Below are 20,354 nucleotides of genomic sequence, written 5' to 3'. Positions count from 1 at the left end.
GTACCTGACGTGTGTAGCGCCCGCCGGCGCGGTTTGATTCCCGCGCGCTTTCTGCCGAGACCACATCGTAACTGCTCGCTAATGTGGACGGCATGGAGTCAACCTCTCGCCCCGTCGCCCGCACGGCGGCAGGGGAGGTCCGCGGCATTGTCGACGAGACCACAGGTGTGCGCACCTGGCGCGGCATCCCCTACGGCGCCGACACCGCGGGGGAGCACCGCTTCCGCGCGCCCCGCCCGCCTGAGCCGTGGGCGGGGGTGCGAGACGCCAGAGAGTACGGGGAGCCGGCGCTGCAGGGGGCCTTCAGCTGGAAAGACCCCGTGATCGGCACCGAGGACTGCCTCACCGTCGACATCGTCCGCCCCGACACCGATGACGTGCTGCCGGTCGTTGTGTTCTTCCACGGCGGCACCTTTGTTACCGGTGCTAGCCACGAGCGCGTCCTGCAGGGCCACAACCTGGCCGTGTCCACGGATGTCGTCTACGTCTCGGTGAATTTCCGGCTCGGGGTGCTGGGCTACCTGGATTTTCATTCACTCGGCGGCGATTGCGTGGCCAACCCGGGGATGCTCGATCAGATCTTGTCGCTGAGGTGGGTCCAGGACAACATCGCGAACTTCGGCGGTGACCCCGGCAGCGTGACCATCATGGGGGAGTCCGCGGGCGGGGCTGCCGTCGTGCACCTGATGGTCGCCCCCGCCGCGCGCGGGCTCTTCCACCGCTGCATCGCGCAGTCGGCGCCGGTTGCTAGCGTCCACACGCGCCTTCAGGCCGCGATGTGGGTGCGCACGCTTCTCGACGACATGGGGATGCCCCGCACCACAACCCTCGCCGACCTGCGCCGCGAAGATGCTCGCCAGCTCGTGCGGGTGGGGCAATCCATGCTGTTCAACGGCCGGGAGGCCGCCCAGTTCAACACCGCGTTCATGCCCACGGCGGACGGCACGACGTTGCCCGTCCACCCGCTCGACGCCTTCGAGGAGGGAACGCAAGCGCCTGTTCCCCTCATCATCGGCACCAACTCTGACGAGGCGAGCTTTGCCAAGGTGCTGTACCAGACGACGAAGTCGCGCACCCGCGCCGCGCGCCGGGCGCTGAACGTTTTCGACGAAGACAATGCGGATGTTGTCCTCAGCGCCTACGGCGGCGCCGAGGAGCGCGCGGACTTTGCTGAGCTCATCGCGGACGCCGTGTTCTGGGCGCCGTCGGTGACGCTGGCCACCGAGCACCGGCGCGCGGCCTCGACGTGGATGTACCGCTTCGACTACGCCTCGGCGACCAAGCGGCGACTTGGGCTGGGGGCCATGCACACCTCGGACCTCGAGGCGGTGTTTAACGCCCCGCTGACCACGCGTGCCTCGCAGATCGACCGTTTCAGCTCGCGCGAGGGGCTCGGCGACATTAGTCGTATTATGCAGCACCATTGGGGCTCCTTCTTCCACTCCGGCGCGCCGGGCGAGGAGTGGCCCGTGTACGGCTTCCGCAGCGACGACAAACCGGGCCGGGCGACGGCGGTGTTCCGCGAGAAGTTCTGGGTGGAGTTTGACCCGAAAGCGGCCAAGCGCCGGGCGTGGGAGCAGTTTGATATGCGTGAGTGGGGCAATAACCGCCAGGACCTCGTGGAGTCGCTGGCCACGTTCTCGGACGAAGACGAAGACTAGGTGTGGTCGAGCAGTCTTGGGGGAGGCTGTCCGTGCGAGCTTTCGGTGCGAGCAAAAGATTGGCTTCGTAGCTAGGCTGGGGCGGGTCGAACGCTGACCGTCAGCCCCACCACTTGGAAGGACTTTGGTGCGCCATGAGCTTTTTCGAGGACATCGCCGCCGCGCTTGACCGTGAGGGAATCGAATCGCGAGTGCACGACGAAACCATGTTCGTCCCGATCACGGCGGACGTGGAAATCCAGTTTGTCGAAATCGACCCGCACCTGCCGGCCGCCAACGTCTACATCGCTGCGGCCGACGTGGACGAAGACGATGACGAGTTCGAGGCCGTCCTCGTCTCCGTGGTGTTTTCGGCGGAGGCCGCGGTGACTACCGTCGCCGAGCACATCGCCACCGACGAAGTCGTCACCGTCCTGCGCGACCTGCTCGAGGGGACCGACGAGCGCATCGCCGACCTCGAGTTTTTCCAGGACTCCGTGAACAGCCAGCTGGTCCGCGCCGAGGTCGGCGAGAGTGCGGAGCTGCAGGTCCTCGTAGAGGTCGTCGACGGGGCGCCGCGTGCTGCGGTGTCGTTCGTAGCGCTGTCGGACAATTACGACGAGCTGATGGACGACGCCATCGGCGAGCTGTGGGAGTCCGACGGTGACGCCGAGCTGACGGACGAGGACCGCGCCCGCTTGTTCGAGACCATCCACGACGAGGCCGTCTCGGAGGCCGAGGTGCTCCACTTGGGCACGTTCGAGGACTTCGACAGGCTTTTCGACGTCCTGTCTCTCGCCGCCGACCAGGCCGAGGACTGGGAGTCGCAGCTGCTGCCTGTCGAGGACGATGTCGACGAACCCGACGTCTACGACATCTTCGGCGAGGACGATGGCCCCGACGTGGACGACGATCTACCCGAGGACGCCTCCGCGAGCCGCGACACCGATACCGACCTCGACCCTGCGCGCGAGCCCTCCGACATCGACGAAGTGTAGGCGCGAGCGGCCTTACGCGGCCTGCAGCCCTTCGAACATGGAGGAGGGTGAGCGCACGGGGGTATAGGCGGCGTCGGTGAGCCAGACGTAGCTGGTGGCGCGGGGGCCGGGGATCTCGTGCACGGCGGCGATGTGGTCGGCGGGGACGAGGGCGCGCACCCACGCCTCGGTGATGTGGGGGTCGGCGCGCAGGCCGGAGGCGTCTGTCAGGCGGAGCTCGATGATGTAGGCGGGGGTGTGGGTTTCGCCGTAACCGCGGATGCGGGCGCGGGCGCGGGGCCCGACGCGGCGTCGGGTGACGGACACGGTGAGGCGCTCCGAGCCGGCGACTGGGGGCAGCGCTGTGGTGGGTGGGCGCCATGAGGCGTGTGGGCGGGCGAGGGAGCGTGGGTGCCGAATGATGCTGCGCAGGGCGTTCAGGGTCGTGGCGTGGGCGGTGGACATGGTGTGGATCAGGTGCTGTGTCATGGCCATGAATATAGGAAGCAGATTCGACATCGCGTTCGAATCTATAGAACACGTGTTCTATAGATGGGTTCCTTGTGGTCAGGGGCTAGGGTAGAGGCGACATGGACACTGCAGAATCTTCGGTTGCCCCTCGGCCCCGCATCCCCGGCGCGATTCACGTGCTGGCGGCCGCCGCGTTCGTCATCGCGTTGGGTTACGGCTTTATCGCCCCAATTCTTCCGCAGTTCAGCGCGAGTTTCGGCGTCTCTCTGGCCGCGGCGGGCGCGGTCGTGTCCGTCTTCGCCGCGGCCAGGCTCATCGGCGCGCCCGGCGCTGGCCTGCTCGTGGACAAGCTCGGCTCGCGTCCCGTCTACCTCGCGGGGCTGCTCATCGTCGCTGTGTCGACGTTCATGGTGGCCTTCGCCCAGGCGTACTGGCACATCTTTGCGCTGCGCTTCATTGCCGGCTTCGGCTCGACGATGTTCACGCTGTCGGCCCAGGCGCTCATCGTGCGCGTGACGCCCCCGCGGATTCGGGGCCGCGCCAACGCGATGTACGCCTCGTCGTTCCTGCTGGGAAACATCTTCGGCCCGCTCATCGGCGCGGCGCTGTCCTTTTTGGGCTTTCGCCTTCCCTTCGCCATCTACGGCATCCTCCTCGTGCTCGCGGTGGTCGTCGTGTGGGCGGGCACTGCGCGCTCGTCGCGGCGGGCGGTCCTGCCGCCGCAGCTGCCCCCGATGCCGCTGCGGGAGGCGCTGGGGATGCCGACCTACCAGGCCGCGCTGGCGTCTGGGTTCACCAACGGGTGGGCGAACCTCGGGGTACGCGTCGGCGTGCTTCCCTTGTTCGCGGCGAGCGTGTTCGCGCACGGCGAGGCCGCCTCTGGTCTGGCGCTGACGGCCTTCGCCGTCGGCACCGCGGTGACACTGCAGTTTTCCGGGGTGCTTGCCGATAAGGTGGGGCGCAAGCCGCTCATCGTCGCGGGCCTCGTGGCCATTGCGGTGTTCACCGGTCTGATGGGTTTTGCGACAACTTTTTGGTCGCTCATCATCGCCTCTATCCTCGCGGGGATCGGCGGCGGGCTGATGAACCCGGCTCAGCAGGCGACGCTGGCGGACATCATTGGCAACGACCGCTCGGCGGGTAAGGTGCTGTCCACGTTCCAGATGACGCAGGACGCGGGCGCAATCGTCGCCCCGATCGCTGCCGGTATGCTCGCCGAGACGGTCGGATTCGCCGCGGCCTTCGGTTCCTGTGGTGTCATCGCCGTCAGTGCGCTGGCCCTTTGGCTTGCGCGCGGTACCGAAACGAGCGCCCTCCGCGCTGAAGCTGCAAAGGAGTAAGAATGCGCGTCCTCTTCGACTGCGACCCGGGTATCGACGACACCCTGGCGCTCATCTACCTCACCGCCGCCCACCACGAGGGCCGCATCGAGCTGGAGGCCGTGACCACGACCTCCGGAAACGTCGAGGCCGCCCAATGCGCGGTGAACGCAGCGTGGGTGCTCGGGCTCTGCGGGCTGCGGACCATCCCTATCGCCGCCGGCGTGCCCGAGCCCCTCGTCTACGAGCTGACCACCACCCCGGAGACCCACGGGGAGACTGGCCTGGGCTACGCCAGCGCGCCCGAGCGCTACGTGGAGAGCGATTGGGACACCCTCTGGGTCGATGCCATCGAGCGCGGAACCGACGACCTGCACCTGATTGTCACCGGGCCGCTGACCAACCTCGCAGCCTTTCGCCGCGCGCACCCGCAGCACTTCGCCAAACTGACGCACATTACCGTCATGGGCGGGGCGTTCCATTACCCCGGCAATACCACCCCAACGGCCGAGTGGAACGTGTGGGTTGACCCGCACGCGGCGAAGGAGGTCTTCGCCGCCGCGACGTCTCCCGTCACCGTGTGTTCGCTGGGGGTGACAGAGAAGATGCTGCTGGAACCGGAGGCGCTTGAGGGGGTCGTCGACAAGCTTGGCCCTGCCCCCATCGCTGAGCATTTGCCGGACATCGTGCGCTTCTACTTCGAGTTCCACGAGGAGGTCGGGGAGGGCTACCGCGCGCAGATCCACGACCTGCTCACGTGCCAGGTCGCGCTCGGGGCGGTGCCGTACGACGCCACCGTGACCGCCGTGGACGTCGATGCTGACTCCGAGCTCATGCGCGGGACCACCGTGGCCGACCTGCGCGACGTGTGGGGCCGGGAGCCGAACGCGGAGGTGGTGACGCGCGCTGACGTGGACGCGGCGTGGGCCGATTTCGGCCGCGCCTGCGAGGTGCACGCGCGCTTCTTCTCCGGGGGGCTCGACGCCGTGCGCCACGCGCGGGCGGAGGACTAGCCCGGCCCTGCTAGGCTGTGGGCGTTCCTGCCCGCCGAGGTGACATAGGCGGGTGTTCGACGTGTCCGTAGACGTGTTTGTAGGAGTAGACCGATGTCACATGCCAATTCTGCCGCGCACCGGTGGACGCCCGCCCGCACCGCGCTGGTCAGCGTCGGCGCGGCCATCATTGTTGCCACCTGGCTCTACCTGGTCGTCGTCCGCCCGACCGGGTGGGAGTCGGTGACGGACTCCCGCGAGGGCCTCATTACGCTTGCCGGCTACGGGGTGGGGACCATTCTCGTGCTGGCCGCGACCCTGCCCGTTCTTCCCGCGCGCACGATTGGCCTGATCCCCATCGCGATGATCATCAACTCTGTCGTCGGCCAGATCGTCGGCTCGATCGGCATTCCGCTGTACCTGGACACCATCGGCACCGTGCTCGTCGCCGCGCTGGCCGGGCCGGTCGCAGGGATGGCCACGGGAGCGCTCAACAACGTGGTGTGGGGCCTGCTCAACCCGGCGGCGCTGCCGTTTGCCGCCGGCGCCGCGCTGATCGGGTTCTTGGCGGGGGTGTTCATCCACAAGCTCGCCGCCTTCCGCAACGTCGGTTTCGTAGCGCTCTACGGGGCGCTGCTCGGCCTCGTGGGCGGTATGGTCGCCGCGCCGGTGGCCGCCTTCGTCTACGGCGGAACCGCGGGCGTGGGCACCGGCGCCGTGGTCACGCTCTTCCGCGAGATGGGCGCCTCGCTGCTCGAGTCGGTGACCTTCCAGTCCTTCATCTCCGACCCGCTGGACAAGATCGTGGTCATGCTCATCGTCTTCGGCGCGCTGAAGGCGATGCCGAAGCGGATGGTGCGCTCCTTCGCCCCGCTGGAGGAAAGCCCCACCCCGTGAACCCGTTGACGGTGTTGTCGCTGGCGGCCTCGGGCTGGATCGCGGTCATGGGCGTCAACCATCCCGCATTCTCCGCCGCGGTGGCCGCCGTGGCGCTTGCCCTAGGCACCGTCAAGGCCAAAAGCGCGAGCGTGATCGCGGCCGTGGCGGCGCTGAGCGTGCCGGCGGGGCTGTCCATGGCGCTTATCCATGCCCCCTACGGCAGCGAGCGCATCGCGCCGCTTGTGACGGCCGACGGCCTCGCCGTCGCCGGGGAACTTGCGGTGCGCTTCGTCGCGCTCATGTCGTGCGTGATCGCCGCGATGGCCTTCGTGCGCATCCCCGAGCTGGTCAAGGCTCTGCAGGTCGCGCCCGGGGGCAACCGCCTGGCCTACATCGCGGGGTCGGCGCTGCAACTGCTTCCTCAGGGCGCGCGCACGGCCACGGTAGTGCGGGAGGCCAACCGGCTGCGCGGGCGCCGCATCGGTGTGCGCACGGTCGTGCCGCACGTGGTGCTGCCGGTGCTCGCGGAGCTACTTTCCGGCGGGGCGAGCCGGGGGATGGCCCTGGAAACCGCCGGATACGACCTGCCCGGCTCGCGCACGGTGCTGCGGCCCGCGGCCGATTCCCCCGCCCAGAAGGCGCTGCGCTGGCTCGCCCCCGTGTGCGCCGTGGCGGTGGTTGCGTGGACCTGACGCCTCTGGAGCGCGCCGGGCGCCTTGTCCAAGTCGTCGGCGAGTCCGGCTCTGGCCTGAGCCTGCTCGCGCGCACGCTGCACGAGCGCGTCCCGCGCGTCGCCGTGCTGCGCCAGGACGCGGCCGCGCACGTGAGCTTCCTGCGCGAGACCGTCGTCGAGGAGGTCTGCGTGGGTTTGGAGCAGCGCGGCGTCGGGCGCGCCGAGATGCAGCGGCGGGCCCGCGCACTCCTGGAGGTCACGGGGCTCGCCAATCTGTCCGAGCGCAACCCTGCCACTCTTTCGGGCGGGCAAACGCGCCGCCTGGCCTTCGCCTGCGTCGCCGTCCTCGACCCCGACACCCTCGTTCTCGACGATCCCTTCGCCGGCCTCGACGCGGACTCCACCTCCCGCATCGCCGCCTACCTGTGCTCCATCCCCGCCCGCGTCATCCTCCTGGGCCACGAGTACGTCGAGGAGGTCGGCGGAACGCGCCTTTCGCTTCTCGACGCCACCCTTACCACCTCCACACCCCCGTGCGTACCCCTTCAGCTGCCGCAACCGGTGAGCGCCAGCGGCGCGGCCATCGACCTCGGCGAGGTTGGCGCGACTCGCGGTGGCGGGACACGACGCTGGTGGAAGCCCCGGCCGCAACCGAGCTTCGTCCTTGAGCCCGTCCGCGTCGTCGCCCGCCCCGGTCGGGTTCTGTGGCTTCGAGGCGGCAACGGCTCCGGCAAGACATCGCTTCTGCGTGCGCTCGCCGGCCTCGACGGGGCCCCCGCCCCGCGCGTGCCCACCTCGCTGGCGCTGCAGCGCAGCGCCGACCAGGTCGCCGAAGCCACGGTGGGAAGCTTCGTCGGCTCGGAGCGGCTCGCGCAGGCGCGCGGGTGGGACCCGGAGGAACACCCTTTGGACCTGTCGGCGCGCAACCTGCGGCTTGCTCAGCTGGCGCAGGTTTTCGCGCAGGACCGCCCGCTCGTGCTTCTCGACGAACCCGACGTCGGCCTCGACACCACCGGCCGCTCCGCCGCCCACGCGGAGATCGCCGCTGGCCTGCGCCGCGGCGCCGCCGTGGTGATCACCTGCCACGACGCCGAGTTTGTTGCGCAGGTGCGGCGCTACGCGCAGGTCGAGGAGCTGGTGGTGTCGGGGGCTGGTTAGGCCGGGAAGCCCGGGATGTGGGCGCGGAGGGTGTCGAGGATCACCGGGTGGAGGGTAAGCAGCCCGCCGAGAGCGGCGCACAGGGCGGCGACGAGCGCGGCGACGGTGGCAACGCTGCCGGCTGCGGACCCGGCTGCAGACCCAGCGGCGAAGCCGGCGGAGGAGCCGGACTCTTGAGCGCCGCCGACCGTGACGGGAAGGGCGACGTCGGTCCCCGCGTCCGTGGTAATGCGCAGGGTTTGCTCGCCGGCAACGCCGGCGGGAACGGCGAGCGAGACTGTCGCTGTGCCGGCTTCGTTGAAGCCCGCGGGGCCGAGATCGTGGCCGATGGCTACCGTCTCTGTCGCGCCAGCGAATTTGACGGTCACCTCCGTGGCGGTTTCTTGCATGGTGTAGATCAGCGAGCTGAGGTTGATGGTCGCGGTCTGGCCGGGCACGAGCGGTGTCTCGATGTGCACGCCCACGCTGGCCTGCCCCGTGCGCGGGCCGGGGGCATCTCCTCCGTTGAGGAAGGAGCCGAGGTACTCGGTGAAGATCTCGATGTCCTTCACGCCGAGCTGGGCTAGGTCAGAGCCCTTGGTGAAGGCAGTGAAGCCGTCTCCGCCTTCGAGAATGAAGGACGGGCCAGCGACGACGTAATTCTTCGCCGGGTCGAGCGGCTCGTCGTTGACCTGGACGTGCGTGATGCGCTCGCCGCGCTCCTTGGTGGGGTCGTAGGTGTAGGCGACGTTGTCCGAGAGTCCGAGGGCAAGGAAAGGCCGTTTTCCTTCCAGCTGCCACTGCTGTTCGAGGGCCTCGATGAAATCGGCGCCGGTGAGGGTGGTGTACGTGATGTCACCATCGAAGGGCTGCACATTGTGCGCGTCTTTCAGGGTGACGTCCCCGGCGTTCAGGTCGGCCCGCACACCGCCGGAGTTCATCACGCCGATGTCGGGGGTGACGTTGGTGCGCTTGCTCAAACCCCACCGGTACGAGTTGGCGATGAGGTTGTTCAGCTGCGACTCCACGCCGCGGTTCGAGCCCGGTTCTTCGCCCTCGTTGCGGCCGCGGTAGATCGGGGCGTCGAGGGTGCCGATAACCTGCTGCCCGGCGGTTCCTGCCTCCTCCAGCGCTTTGTCGATGATGCCTTGGATCTCCGGGTACGGGGTGGTGCACTGCGCGATCTGCTCGCCGCCCAGCAGCTCGGCATGTTTGACCTTCACGGTATCGGTGGCCGTGTCGTAGGTGAGGTCAATGTTGGCTAGGCCCTTGGAGTACTCGCCCGCCTGGAAAATGATGGGGGAGGAGTCAGGGCTCTCGACGTACTCATGCGTGTGGCCCATAAACACGACGTCGACGTTGTCCGACCATGCAGAGGCGGGGATGTTGCCCTCGTGGGGCAGGGCGACCACGACGTCAGCTTTGTCGTCTTTTGTCAGCTGATCCGCAATGGTGTTGATGCTCTCAACCGGGTTGTGCCAGGTGATCCCGGCGATCCCAGCGGGGGAGACAAGGCTCGGCATATCGTCGGTGACCGAGCCAATGAACGCCACCTTGACCCCGGCGAGGTCCATGATGTGGTAGTCCTTGATCTTCTCGCCGTCCTTCTTCAGCCCCTCCGCGTTCGCCGCGAGGTGCGGAAAGTTAGAACGGGGCGCCACACGGTCGGTGAGGTCCGCGGCACCCTTGTCAAACTCGTGGTTGCCGACGGCCGTGACATCTAGGCCCATCGCATTCAGGACGTCGATGGTGGGCTCATCGTTCAACAGCATGGACTCGAAGGGCGAGGCCCCGATGTTGTCGCCCGACGAGGTAATAGCCTGGTGCTTTCCGTGGCCGGCCTTGTCGATAGCGCACTTGAGCGCCACGGCACCGGGGACATTATTGCTTTCATCCTTAGCCCAGCGGCCGTGAAAGTCGGTGAAGTTAGAGATGGTGAACTCGACCTCTGTCTGCGCGTGAGCAACGGGGAGGCCGGTCAGGGCCAGGGCGCTTATCGACGTCACAGCGACGGCGGTCAGGTGAGAGCGGAATCGCACGGGAGATCCTTTCGAAGGCATGCAGGTGGTTGTGCGATTGTGACGATATTCTTCCTATGCTTCGCCCAGGAAAGGGTAAGGTGAACAGTCGGTGAAAACGGGCCCGGGTACGTAACGCTGACCGGGACTGCGAAAAGGAAGGGCTGCGCACTGGGGCGCTAAGAAGTGTCCTACACCACGGCCCGTCCTTGCTGGTACAAGGTCGCAGGCATCGGGCGTGTCAACTTCCATTCGAACCGGATGGGCTTTTCTCCACTGTGGTCGGCGTAGACAACGTTGCCCAGAAAGGTAAACGCGTTTGCTGTATCGATCGAGCTTGAGGCCAGGTTGCGTACGCACAAGAACACCGTGCTGCCCATGTCCTTGTGATGAATGTATCGCTGTCCCGTTTTCGAGCTCAACGAGGTCGTTGACTGCGACTCCCATTGGAACAAATCCCGAGTAATAGGAAAATCTTTGTAGCTGGTCGTTTCTGTGAAACCGTGGTCTTTGACCAAGGTGACAAAGAAAATGTCTGCGTGCGCTTCGGGGATGTGCTTGACGCCCTCCCTGGGGATGTTAAGCAAGGCCGGCAAAGGTGCTCGACGGAGGGCGGCGGTCAGTTCGGCTATCGAGTAATCCGCATGGGTGCGCAGCACAAGATCCTCGTGGCCTGCGACAGGTTCGGGTTTGTTACGCGTTCGGTCAAGGTTGTAGCGGAAAACCTGACGCAGCTCGCTCACGAACGAGGGGACCCGCCGAATGCGGACAATGCCGTCGGCGACCGAGGATGGGGCCCTGACAGTATTTTGGTTGCCCCAGATGTGAGTAACGAGCATCTGGGAGAAGGATTCCTCGATTCGCGAGAAGTTGGCGGGATCCCGCCCATCCGGGTCTGCAAGGGCAAGGTACATGCGTGCACGTTCTTCGTCGTTGACGTGGAGAAGGGAACGCAGCCGCCTGAGCAAGAAATCTTCGTCTGCTGGGGCAGGATCCGGGGCGGGAATGAGGTTTTGGCTGCGCAGAATCCGAGTCCATCCGCCGTTCTTAGAGCGATAGAGGTCGTGCAAGTCGAGCCCGGTGTTTGCGAGAAACGCGGAAAGGTCCGTGGTCTGTTCCTGCTGGGCGAGTGAACGAATGCGCGTGATTGTGGGCGTCGCAAGGCGTTTGACGTTATGAAGCACTCGCTCGTGGGTGACTCGATCGAGTCGTATCTGAGTGCCTCCGGGAAGCGAGGGAAACCCTTGGTCGATTTCCCTCTCGAGGTGCTTGCCGCGCTTTCCTGTAAGTGCGAGGAAACGAGCTTCGAAGCTGAACTCCTTGTGCTGCATTCCCAGGAAATCAAGAACCGTGCACACTTTGCCTGGCTGCTTACGAAGACCACGGCCTAGTTGCTGGAGATAGACGATGGGACTCTCCGTGGGGCGGAGAAGGAGCAGGGCGTTGACCTCGGGGATGTCGACGCCTTCGTTGAATAAATCGACGGTGAAAAGAACCTTGAGCGTCCCGTCGCGGAGGTCGTCGATGAGAGCATCGCGTTCGTGGTCGGGGGTGCGTGAAGTGATCGCGGCGGCAGGCAGGCCGTGAGCACGAAAGCGCTCGGCCATATAATTGGCGTGGTCGATGCTGACACAGAACCCCAAAGCCTTGAGGGAACTCAGATCGAATACACGCCGCTCGAGTTCGTTGAGGATGAGCCGGACACGTGAATCTCCTTGGTTGATGTAGAACTCGCTGAGCTCTGCCGTGTTGTACGCCTTGCTCGATCGCGACCAGGTGATTCCGGTCAGGTCTGTTTCGTCGTTGATGCCGTAGTAATGCATCGGCGCGACAAGGCCGAGCGCGAGTGCGTCCCATAGCCGCAGCTCGTACGCCACCCGGTAGTCGAAAAACTTTTGTACGTTGACGCCGTCGCCACGCTCGGGTGTGGCGGTAAGGCCCAGAAGTTCGCGCGGCGATACATGGTCGAGGAGATGCTGGTAGGTCGAAGCCTGCGCGTGGTGGAACTCGTCGATCACCACAACTTCAAAGTGCTCGGAGCTGAAGCCGTCCAGGACGCGGCTCAGGCTCTGAATAGTGGCGAAGACATGGGTGCCAATCCTCGGCGCGTGGTGGCCGTCAAAGAGCTCGCCAAACGTGGGGTCGCGGAGTACCTCGCGGTAGGTCCGCATTGCCTGGCGGAGGAGTTGCGTCCGGTGCGCCACGAAAAGAAGCGTGGGCTTTTTCTTCCACGATTCCGCGAGCCGCCGGTAGTCGAGGGCGGCGACGACTGTCTTGCCGGTGCCGGTCGCGGCGATAAGCAAATTCCGGTGCCTGTCGTGGATTGCCCGTTCCGCTTCAAGGGCGTCGAGCATGGACTCTTGGTAGGGGTACGGCTCGACGCGGAGGCCGGAAAGCTCGAGCTCGGTGCGAGAGTCTTTCCCGAAGTTGCTGGCGCGCTGAAGCGATACTTCTAGCCGCCTCCTATCCTGGCTGGGGGTGTAGGGGACGAAGTGTACGTCGTTCCAGTAGGTATCAAAGACCGCCTCAAACTTGGAGATGATCACCGGGGTGGCGCGCCGGGAGGTCCGAACGTTCCACTCGATGCCGTCGATAAGTGCAGAATTTGAGAGGTTGGAGCTGCCGATAAACGCCGAGTCGAAACCAGATTTTCGCCGAAACAGCCACGCTTTTGCGTGCAGCCGCGTTTGTTGAGATTCGTACCCGATTTTCACGTCGGCGCCGAACTCCTCTACCAGCCGGTCAATTGCTTGTACGTCTGATGCCCCGCAGTAGGTCGACGTGATCACGCGCAGGGGTATGGAATGATCGCGAAGATACTCGAGTTCTTCCCGGATGGCGGAAATGCCAGAGTTTTTGATGAAGGCGCACACGAGGTCGACACGGTCCGCGGTCTGGATTTCCCGTTTAATTTCCGCCGACATGCTGTGTTCATTACTCGCGTTTGTCAGCAGATTCGCGGCGGTGATGGGAGTCGGGTGAATTGACGGCGGCTCCCCCAAGGAAGCCTCGTAGACAGCGTGGAGGAGTTGTTCGGTCTCGATCCGGTCGTCGGGGTCGATGAGAGCCGCGAGGGAGTTAATCACGGTGACACGCTGCTCGGGATCGTGGGTGGAGAGTAAGGAGCGTGCGAGGTGGTCGCTCAGGGTGCGAACGATGGCATCGGTGTAGCGCTCCCGCAACTCTTCGTCCACCTGCGCAATGGCAAAACGGGCGTCGGGGTTCGCGGACGCGGTGGCTGCGAGCCGCTCGTGCACTCTCCGAGTGAGCGCGGTTTCGTAGGCGCCGAGGGGCAGCGCGGAATCTTTACGAGACATTCTCAGCGTCCTCCCGCTGCAGAATATCGACCGTAGGAATATCCGCAGGGGTCCAGTCCAAAAGATGGAGCTCGCCGCGGGGAACCCACCTTAGCTCAATGTGCTCTGTCTTCACCGGAGTGCCTTCGGCCAGCTCGCAGATGTAGGTCGATAGGACAATGGTCGTGCCATCGGTCTCATGCTGGGTCGTGGTGACGTGTGTGCCGACTGTCGCCTCGACGCTCAGCTCCTCGCGGAGTTCGCGTCGAAGAGCCTGGGCGGCAGTTTCCCCGGCTTCAATTTTTCCCCCGGGAAACTCCCATTTCCCTGGCATCGACTTATTAGGTCCACGTCGGGCAGCAAATACCTTGTCCCCGGACGTGAACACGGCTCCGACGACCTCGATCCTTCTTCCCATGCAATGCATTTTAGGGATGAGCCGGACACGAACGACCGAGCTGGCCGCCCTACACCAGCAGGCCCATGGCCCAGGAGGCGAGCACGAGGACCCCGGAGAATACCCACGCGATCGGGAACGCGAAGCGGATGTACTTGCCCATGTTTGCTCCGGCAAGACCAATCGCGAGCCATAGCGCGGGAGAGAACGGGCTGACGAAGGTGCCGATGACGTTGCCGATGATCATGGCGGCCGCCGCGCCCATGCCCGAAACGCCGAACGCTTCCGCGGTGCTTTGGACGATGGGCAGGAGCGAAAAGTAGTAGGCGTCGGTGGATGTTGCCAGGTCTAGCGGCACACCGAGCAGGCCGATGATGATGTGGACGTACGGGCCAACAGCCGCGGGCAGAATTGAGATGAGAGAGAGTGCAATCTGCTCGAGCATGCCCGTGCCGTCCAAGACGCCGAGGAACATGGCGGCCGCGAGGATGACCCCAGCCATGGACAACGCCGTGGGGGCGTGGCGGCGGAGGATGTCGGACTGGGCGTCGAGGGAAGGAAAGTTAATCACAAGGAGGATTGCCGTGCCGACCAAAAAGGCCGGGGCGGGTGTCACGACTCCAGAGACCAAAACGCCGATGAGCGCGATGGTGATTGCCGCGTTGGCCCACACCGTCCACGTCCCCGCGCGCGGGGTGAGGTTCAGCGACGCGCGCTCCTTGCGCTGCGCGGAAGCGAAGTCGTCGGCAATTGCATGCACGTCGACGGTGGTGGATCCCACCCCAGTCTTAGCGAGGCGCCGTCGCTCCGTCACGCCCAGAATAGCGCTGACGATCAGGACGGAGACGAGGGCGATCGCTTGGGCGGGCAGGAGGTGCTGCCAGATCTCGTTGGGGGTCGAGTCGATGACCGTTGCGGCGCGTCCGACGGGCCCGGCCCACGGCACCATGTTCATTACGGACGCGGACAGCGCGACGATCGTCAGCAGCACGTAGCGTGACATCCCCAGCGCCTGGTAGAGGGGCAGCAGCGCGGGGATTGTCAGCAGGAACGTGGTTGACCCGGAGCCGTCGAGGTGGGCGACGACAGCGATGGCTGCGGTTCCGACGGTGACCAACACGATTTTTCCTCGAGTGGCACGGATGAGGGCGGTGATGACAGGCTCGAAAAGGCCGACGTCCGCGAGGATTCCGAAATAGATGATGGCAAAGATGAACATCACCACGACGTTGATCACGCGGTCGAGGCCGGCGCCGTAGTACTCACTGATCTCAGCGAGGCCGCTGCCGGCGAGGAGAGCACCGGCAAACGGGATGAGGGTCATAGCGACGACAGGGTGGGTTTTGCCTCTGAGAAGAACTCCCACCGTCGCGCCGATGATCACGAGGCCGAGGAGCGTGAGGGCGAGCGGGGAATTCATAAGTGCGGCCTTTCTTGGGAAAGAGTAGAGATATGGCGGAGAGGTTACTTGGTGGAAACGCTGCCTGTGGCGTCGACAAGCGAAATGCTGACGAATAGTGTTACAGCCCCGTGTGGCGTAGGGTGATGGGACAATGAGCACTTCCGAAAACGCCACCGGCGGCGAGCTTGAGCCGGATATGAACTTGTCGGAAACTCAGGAAAACCCGCAGGCTGCCGCGGCCGACCAGGCCGCAGCCGACGGCGCCGGGGATGCGGGTACTTCTGAGGGCGCCGGCGCTTCGGCGGATGTTGACTCCCCCGAAGCCACTGAGACCCCTGACACCGCTGAGACCCCTGACACCGCTGAGCCCGCGAGCACCCCTGCCGCCTCGCCGGAGCCCGAGAACGGGTTTGAAAAGCTCCCGCTGCCCGAGCGGGTGATCGAGGCGGTCAAGAAGGTCGGCTTCGAAAATCCGTCGCCGATCCAGGCGGAGACGATCCCGCTGCTGATGGAGGGGCGCGACGTGGTCGGCCTCGCGCAGACGGGTACGGGAAAGACGGCGGCGTTCGCGCTGCCGGTTCTGTCGCAGATCGACCCCGAGGAACGCTACCCGCAGGCCCTCGTGCTTGCACCGACGCGTGAGCTGGCACTGCAGGTGTCGGACTCCTTCCAGTCCTTCGTCGACCACCTCGGCGGCATTTCTGTGCTGCCGATCTACGGTGGTCAGGCCTACGGCATCCAGCTGTCGGGCCTGCGCCGCGGCGCGCAGATTATTGTGGGCACGCCGGGCCGCGTCATCGACCACCTGGAGAAGGGCTCACTGGACATCTCCAACCTGCGCTTCCTCGTTCTCGACGAGGCGGACGAGATGCTCAACATGGGCTTCCAGGAGGACGTCGAGCGCATCCTCGAGGACACCCCGGAGGACAAGCAGGTCGCGCTGTTTTCGGCGACGATGCCGAACGGCATCCGGCGCATCTCCAAGCAGTACCTCAACGACCCCGCCGAGGTCACCGTCAAGTCGGAGACGCGCACCAACACGAACATCACGCAGCGCTACCTGTTCACCGCACACCGCAACAAGCTCGACGCGATCACTCGCATTCTCGAGGTGGCCGAGTTCGAGGCGATGATCGTCTTCGTGCGCACCAAGCAGGAAACCGAGGAGCTCGCCGAGCAGCTGCGCACCCGCGGCTTCTCCGCGGCCGCCATCAACGGTGACATCGCCCAGCAGCAGCGCGAGAGGACAGTCGATCAGCTTCGCGACGGCCGACTCGACATCCTGGTGGCCACCGACGTCGCGGCGCGCGGCCTCGACGTCGAGCGCATCAGCCACGTCCTCAACTACGACATCCCGAACGACACGGAAAGCTACGTCCACCGCATCGGCCGCACTGGCCGCGCAGGCCGCTCGGGCGAAGCGATCCTGTTTGTCACCCCGCGCGAGCGCCGGATGCTGCGCTCCATCGAGCGCGTGACCAACGCGAGGATCGACGAGATGGACCTGCCCACCGTGGACGAGGTCAACGAAGCCCGCAAGAAGCGGTTCATGGAGTCCATCACCGCCTCGCTCGATGCCAAGGACCTGCAGGTGTTCAAGGACATGGTGCGCGAGTACTCCGCGACCAACAACGTGGCCATGGACGAGATTGCCGCGGCTTTGGCCACCCAGGCGCAGGCCGGCGACGAGTTCCTCATGAAGGAGCCGCCGAAGGACAAGCGCGACCACAGGGACCGCAAAGACCGCCGGGATCGCTTTGACCGCGACGACCGGGGCGGGCGCTTCGGCCGGGATCGACGCGACCGCGGAGACCGCGGCGAGCGTGGAGGGCGGCGGCGCTTCGACGACAGTGAGAACTTCGATACGTACCGTCTTGACGTCGGTAAGCGTCAGCACGTGCGCCCCGGCGCCATCGTCGGCGCCCTGGCGAACGAGGGCGGCCTGAACTCGCGCGACTTCGGCCGCATCACCATCGGCGGCGACTTTACACTGGTGGAGCTGCCGAAGAACCTTGACCGCAGCGTCCTGGACAAGCTGTCAGACACGCGGATTTCCGGTCAGCTGATCAACATCCAGCGCGACAAGGGCGCGCCGCGTGGGCGCGGCGGATACGGGCAGCGCGATAAGGGCGGCCGGGGCGGTCGCGGACGGCGCGACTGGCGTGACTAAGATCAGGGTAGTTTGACCCATTTGACATGAACCGAGGAGCGAAATGACAGCTTTCCGCACCGTCGCCGCCGTCAGCGCAGCGTTGACGATCACGCTGGGCACCGTGGGCGTATCGCCTGCCCACGCCCACGACGTCAACCGCATCAATCAAGGCGGCGCCGTCTATGTGGAAGGCACAGGCTACTGCACAGTCGGGTACAACGACCCGCACAACCGGCGCAGCCTCATCGCCGCGCACTGCGGCCACGAGGGGGCCCGCGTGCGCATCGCGGACCGCCGTAACGGCACCAGCTCCGCGATCGTGGGCACCTTCTATCGCTCCAAGTCCTACGACAACCGCCTGGGCAACGATTGGGCGGCGATCCAATGGGACGACAACGTCACCATCGGCCCCAACAGCATCTCCGGTGACCCCTGGGTGCGCCCCCACCAGGTCACCCCCGGGGAGCGCGTGTGCTACTTCGGGCAGTCCACCAACCGCGTCAACACCCACGTCACCTGCGGCACTTACAGCGGCAACGTGGGCAACACGTTCTTCGTCGATGCGCCGCTGACCAGGCCCGGCGACTCCGGCGGCCCCATGTGGGTACCGGGCCGAGGCTTCGTCGGTGTCGTCTCTAGCGTGTGGGCGGCCAATTCGAGCTCTCTGCCCGGCTCGTCCAACTACGTCGTAGGAGTGCTTCCCGAGGACGGGCCTGCGGTGTCCGACGTCGAGCTGCTCGGCCTGTACGCGCAAAACGCGCTGCTTCCGGTCGGCGGGGCACTGCCCGCCCCAGTGGCCGACTTTCTGCGCACTGCGTTCGCGCAGTTCTTCAGCTTTGTTGCCACCCTCCCGATCGCGATTCCGGGGATCATCTCGTACAACTAGGCACTCTGCCCCGGCATCAGCAGGGGTGTGTTGTGGTGAGGTCGGCTACGCCTGGCGCCTTGGTCGACCTCAAGGAAATGCTGCGCGTAAAACCCCAGGTCGTGTGGCCTTGATATGCGTTGAGGTCGACTACGTCTGGCGTCCTGGTCGACCTCAAGGAAATTCCGCGTGTAAATCCCCAGGTCGCGTGACCGCTGAACGCGTTGAGGTCGACTACGTCTGGCGCCCTGGTCGACCTCAAGGAAATTCCGCGTGTAAATCCCCAGGTCGTGTAAATCCTCAACGCGCTGAGGTCGACTACGCCTGGCCTCCTGGTCGACCTCAAGGAAATTTCGCGTGTAAATCCCCTGGTCGTGTGACCGCTGAATGCGTTGAGGTCGACTGCGTCTGGCGCCCTGGTCGACCTCAAGGAAATTCCGCGTGTAAATCCCCTGGTCGTGTGACCGCTGAATGCGTTGAGGTCGACTACGTCTGGCGTCCTGGTCGACCTCAAGGAAATTCCGCGTGTAAATCCCCAGGTCGTGTGACCGCTGAATGCGCTGAGGTCGACTACGTCTGGCGCCCCGGTCGACCTCAAGGAAATTCCGCGTGTAAATCCCTTGGTCGCGTGACCGCTGAATGCGTTGAGGTCGACTGCGTCTGGTACCCTGGTCGACCTCAAGGAAAAACCTTGTGTAAATCCCTTGGTCGCGTGACCCCGAAAAGCGTTGAGGTCGACTACGTCCGGTGTTCTGGTCGACCTCAAGGAAATCCTGCGCGTAAAATGCCTGGTCGTGTGACCGCTGAATGCGTTGAGGTCGGCTACGCCTGGCGTCCTGGTCGACCTCAAGGAAACCCTGCGCAGAAAACCCCAGGTCGTGTGACCGCTGAATGCGTTGAGGTCGGCTACGCCTGGCGTCCTGGTCGACCTCAGCTAAACCTTGCGCACAAAAAACGGCCAGCTAGGCGCTCAGCCGCGCCGACCGCGTTGACGCCGCGCTACATCCCGGGGTGGGGCAGGAACATCAGGATGAGGACGATGAACCAGAGCAGGTTGAACAGGCCGGCACCTGCAGCGGCCTTGGCCTTGGCCCCTTCGAAGTCGGCGGTGCGATCCTCGGCGTCCGCGTCAGCGGGGTCTAGGGCACCAAGGGTGCCAATGATCTTGCGCTGCTGGGGGATGACCATGAACAACAGGATGCCCCACGCGAGGAGAGAGACGATGATGGCGGTGTGCAGCCAGTAGTTCGTGCTGTAGCTGTCCCAGTCGGCGACCATGACGACGACACCGAGGAGGGGAACGAGGAGCGACAAAAGCCCGTAACGGTTGGTGATCGTGTGGAGGATCGAGGCCCTCCCGATATCGTCCGGTCCGCCCTTGCGGGCGGTGGCCGCCTGGCCCGGGAACATGGAGGTGGCCACCATGGTGGGGCCGATGAGCAGCACTGCGGCAGCGACGTGGATAAAAATCAGGAGTGTAGTCATGTCCCACACCTTACGGCACGGTATCGGTTACCAGGGTGCGACGTGACGCGAGGCCCGCGATTCCGGAACAGGCGCGTCGGCTGGCGCGGAGGTCGGGGGCTGGGACGGCGAGCTCGTAGGCGCGTGCCACCGCGACGAGGCGGCGCGCGTACGGGCAGCGGGCTCGCCAGTCGGGCGGTAGCCACTCGCTGGGAAGCTTGTCCGACTTGTCCTGGTTCGCGGCGGCGGAGGTGACCACGAGGTTGCGAGGGTCATTGGCGAAGGCGACGCGGCGCTGCGCCGTCCACGCGTGGGCGCCGAGGTCCCACGCCGCGGCCAGCGGTAGGAGGTGGTCAAGTTCGACGTCGGCGGGGGAAATCTCCGCCCCGGTGTAGGGGTCGGTGATGGGGGCGACGTGCCAGTCGTGCGGGGGGTCTGCGCAGCTCGGGGCGTCGAAAGCCGAGGCCATCGCCGCGGTCCGGGTAGTGCAGCCCGCGCCGAGCCGCGCCCACCCGGGGCCGAACTCCTCGCGTGCGTAGCCCACAACAGCCGCCCGCGGGGGAGCGGCAGACGCCTCGATGCGGGAGGCCGGCGTGGGAAACGGCACGACGAGCACCGTGAGCACGCTCAGGGCGGCCAGGTAGAAGGCGAACGGGGAGGGGCGCATACCCT

The 20,354-nt window shown here is 65.5% G+C and carries 16 protein-coding genes; 9 read left to right on the top strand and 7 right to left on the bottom strand.

Features of this window, described 5'->3' with window-relative positions:
* Nucleotides 1–92 precede the first annotated feature (92 nt).
* Both BLT81_RS05950 and BLT81_RS05945 read left to right on the top strand, forming a co-directional pair.
* Nucleotides 93–1,661 carry a carboxylesterase/lipase family protein gene (locus BLT81_RS05950; RefSeq protein ID WP_019194049.1) on the top strand — a complete coding sequence of 523 codons (1,569 nt, stop codon included), beginning with the start codon at nucleotides 93–95 and terminating at the stop codon, nucleotides 1,659–1,661.
* A 134-nt stretch (nucleotides 1,662–1,795) separates the two neighbouring features.
* Nucleotides 1,796–2,638, top strand: a complete 843-nt coding sequence (locus tag BLT81_RS05945; protein ID WP_019194048.1) for a hypothetical protein — start codon at nucleotides 1,796–1,798, stop codon at nucleotides 2,636–2,638.
* A 12-nt stretch (nucleotides 2,639–2,650) separates the two neighbouring features.
* Here the strand turns inward: BLT81_RS05945 and BLT81_RS05940 are convergent, their stop codons facing one another.
* The gene (locus BLT81_RS05940) at nucleotides 2,651–3,106 is read right to left on the bottom strand and encodes a hypothetical protein (RefSeq protein WP_040421317.1); all 456 of its coding nucleotides are present in this window, start codon (nucleotides 3,104–3,106) and stop codon (nucleotides 2,651–2,653) included.
* A gap of 101 nt (nucleotides 3,107–3,207) precedes the next feature.
* On the opposite strand from BLT81_RS05940, the gene BLT81_RS05935 reads away from it, so the two are divergent.
* The 5 genes from BLT81_RS05935 to BLT81_RS05915 all read left to right on the top strand — a co-directional run bounded on the left by BLT81_RS05935 (nucleotide 3,208) and on the right by BLT81_RS05915 (nucleotide 8,109).
* On the top strand, nucleotides 3,208–4,428 hold the full coding sequence (locus BLT81_RS05935) for an MFS transporter (protein WP_019194046.1): 1,221 nt from the start codon (nucleotides 3,208–3,210) through the stop codon (nucleotides 4,426–4,428).
* Nucleotides 4,429–4,430: 2 nt separating this feature from the next.
* Nucleotides 4,431–5,420 carry a nucleoside hydrolase gene (locus BLT81_RS05930; protein WP_019194045.1) on the top strand — a complete coding sequence of 330 codons (990 nt, stop codon included), beginning with the start codon at nucleotides 4,431–4,433 and terminating at the stop codon, nucleotides 5,418–5,420.
* 93 nt (nucleotides 5,421–5,513) lie between these two features.
* Nucleotides 5,514–6,296, top strand: coding sequence for a hypothetical protein (locus BLT81_RS05925; protein WP_019194044.1), 783 nt, complete (start codon nucleotides 5,514–5,516; stop codon nucleotides 6,294–6,296).
* A complete protein-coding gene (locus BLT81_RS05920; RefSeq protein ID WP_019194043.1) occupies nucleotides 6,293–6,970 on the top strand; it encodes an energy-coupling factor transporter transmembrane component T family protein in 678 nt (225 codons plus the stop codon). The genes BLT81_RS05925 and BLT81_RS05920 overlap by 4 nt, the downstream gene beginning before the upstream one ends.
* Nucleotides 6,961–8,109, top strand: a complete 1,149-nt coding sequence (locus BLT81_RS05915; RefSeq protein ID WP_019194042.1) for an ATP-binding cassette domain-containing protein — start codon at nucleotides 6,961–6,963, stop codon at nucleotides 8,107–8,109. The genes BLT81_RS05920 and BLT81_RS05915 overlap by 10 nt, the downstream gene beginning before the upstream one ends.
* Here BLT81_RS05915 and BLT81_RS05910 read toward each other — a convergent pair.
* The 4 genes from BLT81_RS05910 to BLT81_RS05895 all read right to left on the bottom strand — a co-directional run bounded on the left by BLT81_RS05910 (nucleotide 8,106) and on the right by BLT81_RS05895 (nucleotide 15,219).
* The gene (locus BLT81_RS05910; protein WP_019194041.1) at nucleotides 8,106–10,127 is read right to left on the bottom strand and encodes a bifunctional metallophosphatase/5'-nucleotidase; all 2,022 of its coding nucleotides are present in this window, start codon (nucleotides 10,125–10,127) and stop codon (nucleotides 8,106–8,108) included. The genes BLT81_RS05915 and BLT81_RS05910 overlap by 4 nt on opposite strands.
* 170 nt (nucleotides 10,128–10,297) lie before the next feature.
* Nucleotides 10,298–13,423, bottom strand: coding sequence for a DUF3427 domain-containing protein (locus BLT81_RS05905; RefSeq protein ID WP_019194040.1), 3,126 nt, complete (start codon nucleotides 13,421–13,423; stop codon nucleotides 10,298–10,300).
* Nucleotides 13,413–13,820, bottom strand: coding sequence for a (deoxy)nucleoside triphosphate pyrophosphohydrolase (locus BLT81_RS05900; RefSeq protein WP_040421248.1), 408 nt, complete (start codon nucleotides 13,818–13,820; stop codon nucleotides 13,413–13,415). Before BLT81_RS05900 ends, BLT81_RS05905 begins: the two co-directional genes overlap by 11 nt.
* 49 nt (nucleotides 13,821–13,869) lie before the next feature.
* Nucleotides 13,870–15,219: a CitMHS family transporter gene (locus tag BLT81_RS05895; protein WP_019194038.1), complete on the bottom strand. Its 1,350-nt coding sequence runs from the start codon at nucleotides 15,217–15,219 to the stop codon at nucleotides 13,870–13,872.
* A gap of 133 nt (nucleotides 15,220–15,352) precedes the next feature.
* Between BLT81_RS05895 and BLT81_RS05890 the strand changes: the two genes are divergently transcribed.
* Nucleotides 15,353–17,371 carry a DEAD/DEAH box helicase gene (locus BLT81_RS05890; protein WP_019194037.1) on the top strand — a complete coding sequence of 673 codons (2,019 nt, stop codon included), beginning with the start codon at nucleotides 15,353–15,355 and terminating at the stop codon, nucleotides 17,369–17,371.
* 43 nt (nucleotides 17,372–17,414) lie between these two features.
* The gene (locus tag BLT81_RS05885) at nucleotides 17,415–18,239 is read left to right on the top strand and encodes a trypsin-like serine protease (RefSeq protein WP_019194036.1); all 825 of its coding nucleotides are present in this window, start codon (nucleotides 17,415–17,417) and stop codon (nucleotides 18,237–18,239) included.
* A gap of 978 nt (nucleotides 18,240–19,217) precedes the next feature.
* Here BLT81_RS05885 and BLT81_RS05880 read toward each other — a convergent pair.
* Nucleotides 19,218–19,703, bottom strand: a complete 486-nt coding sequence (locus tag BLT81_RS05880; RefSeq protein WP_019194035.1) for a hypothetical protein — start codon at nucleotides 19,701–19,703, stop codon at nucleotides 19,218–19,220.
* A gap of 10 nt (nucleotides 19,704–19,713) precedes the next feature.
* Nucleotides 19,714–20,349 (bottom strand): GmrSD restriction endonuclease domain-containing protein, encoded by a 636-nt coding sequence (locus BLT81_RS05875; RefSeq protein ID WP_019194034.1) that lies wholly within the window; start codon nucleotides 20,347–20,349, stop codon nucleotides 19,714–19,716.
* Between the last annotated feature and the right edge of the window lie 5 nt (nucleotides 20,350–20,354).

Origin of the sequence: Corynebacterium timonense (genome assembly GCF_900105305.1) — a bacterium.
Lineage (GTDB): Bacteria > Actinomycetota > Actinomycetes > Mycobacteriales > Mycobacteriaceae > Corynebacterium > Corynebacterium timonense.
The sequence above is the reverse complement of the archived record's forward strand: the minus strand, read 5'-3'. Positions and strand labels throughout refer to the sequence as shown.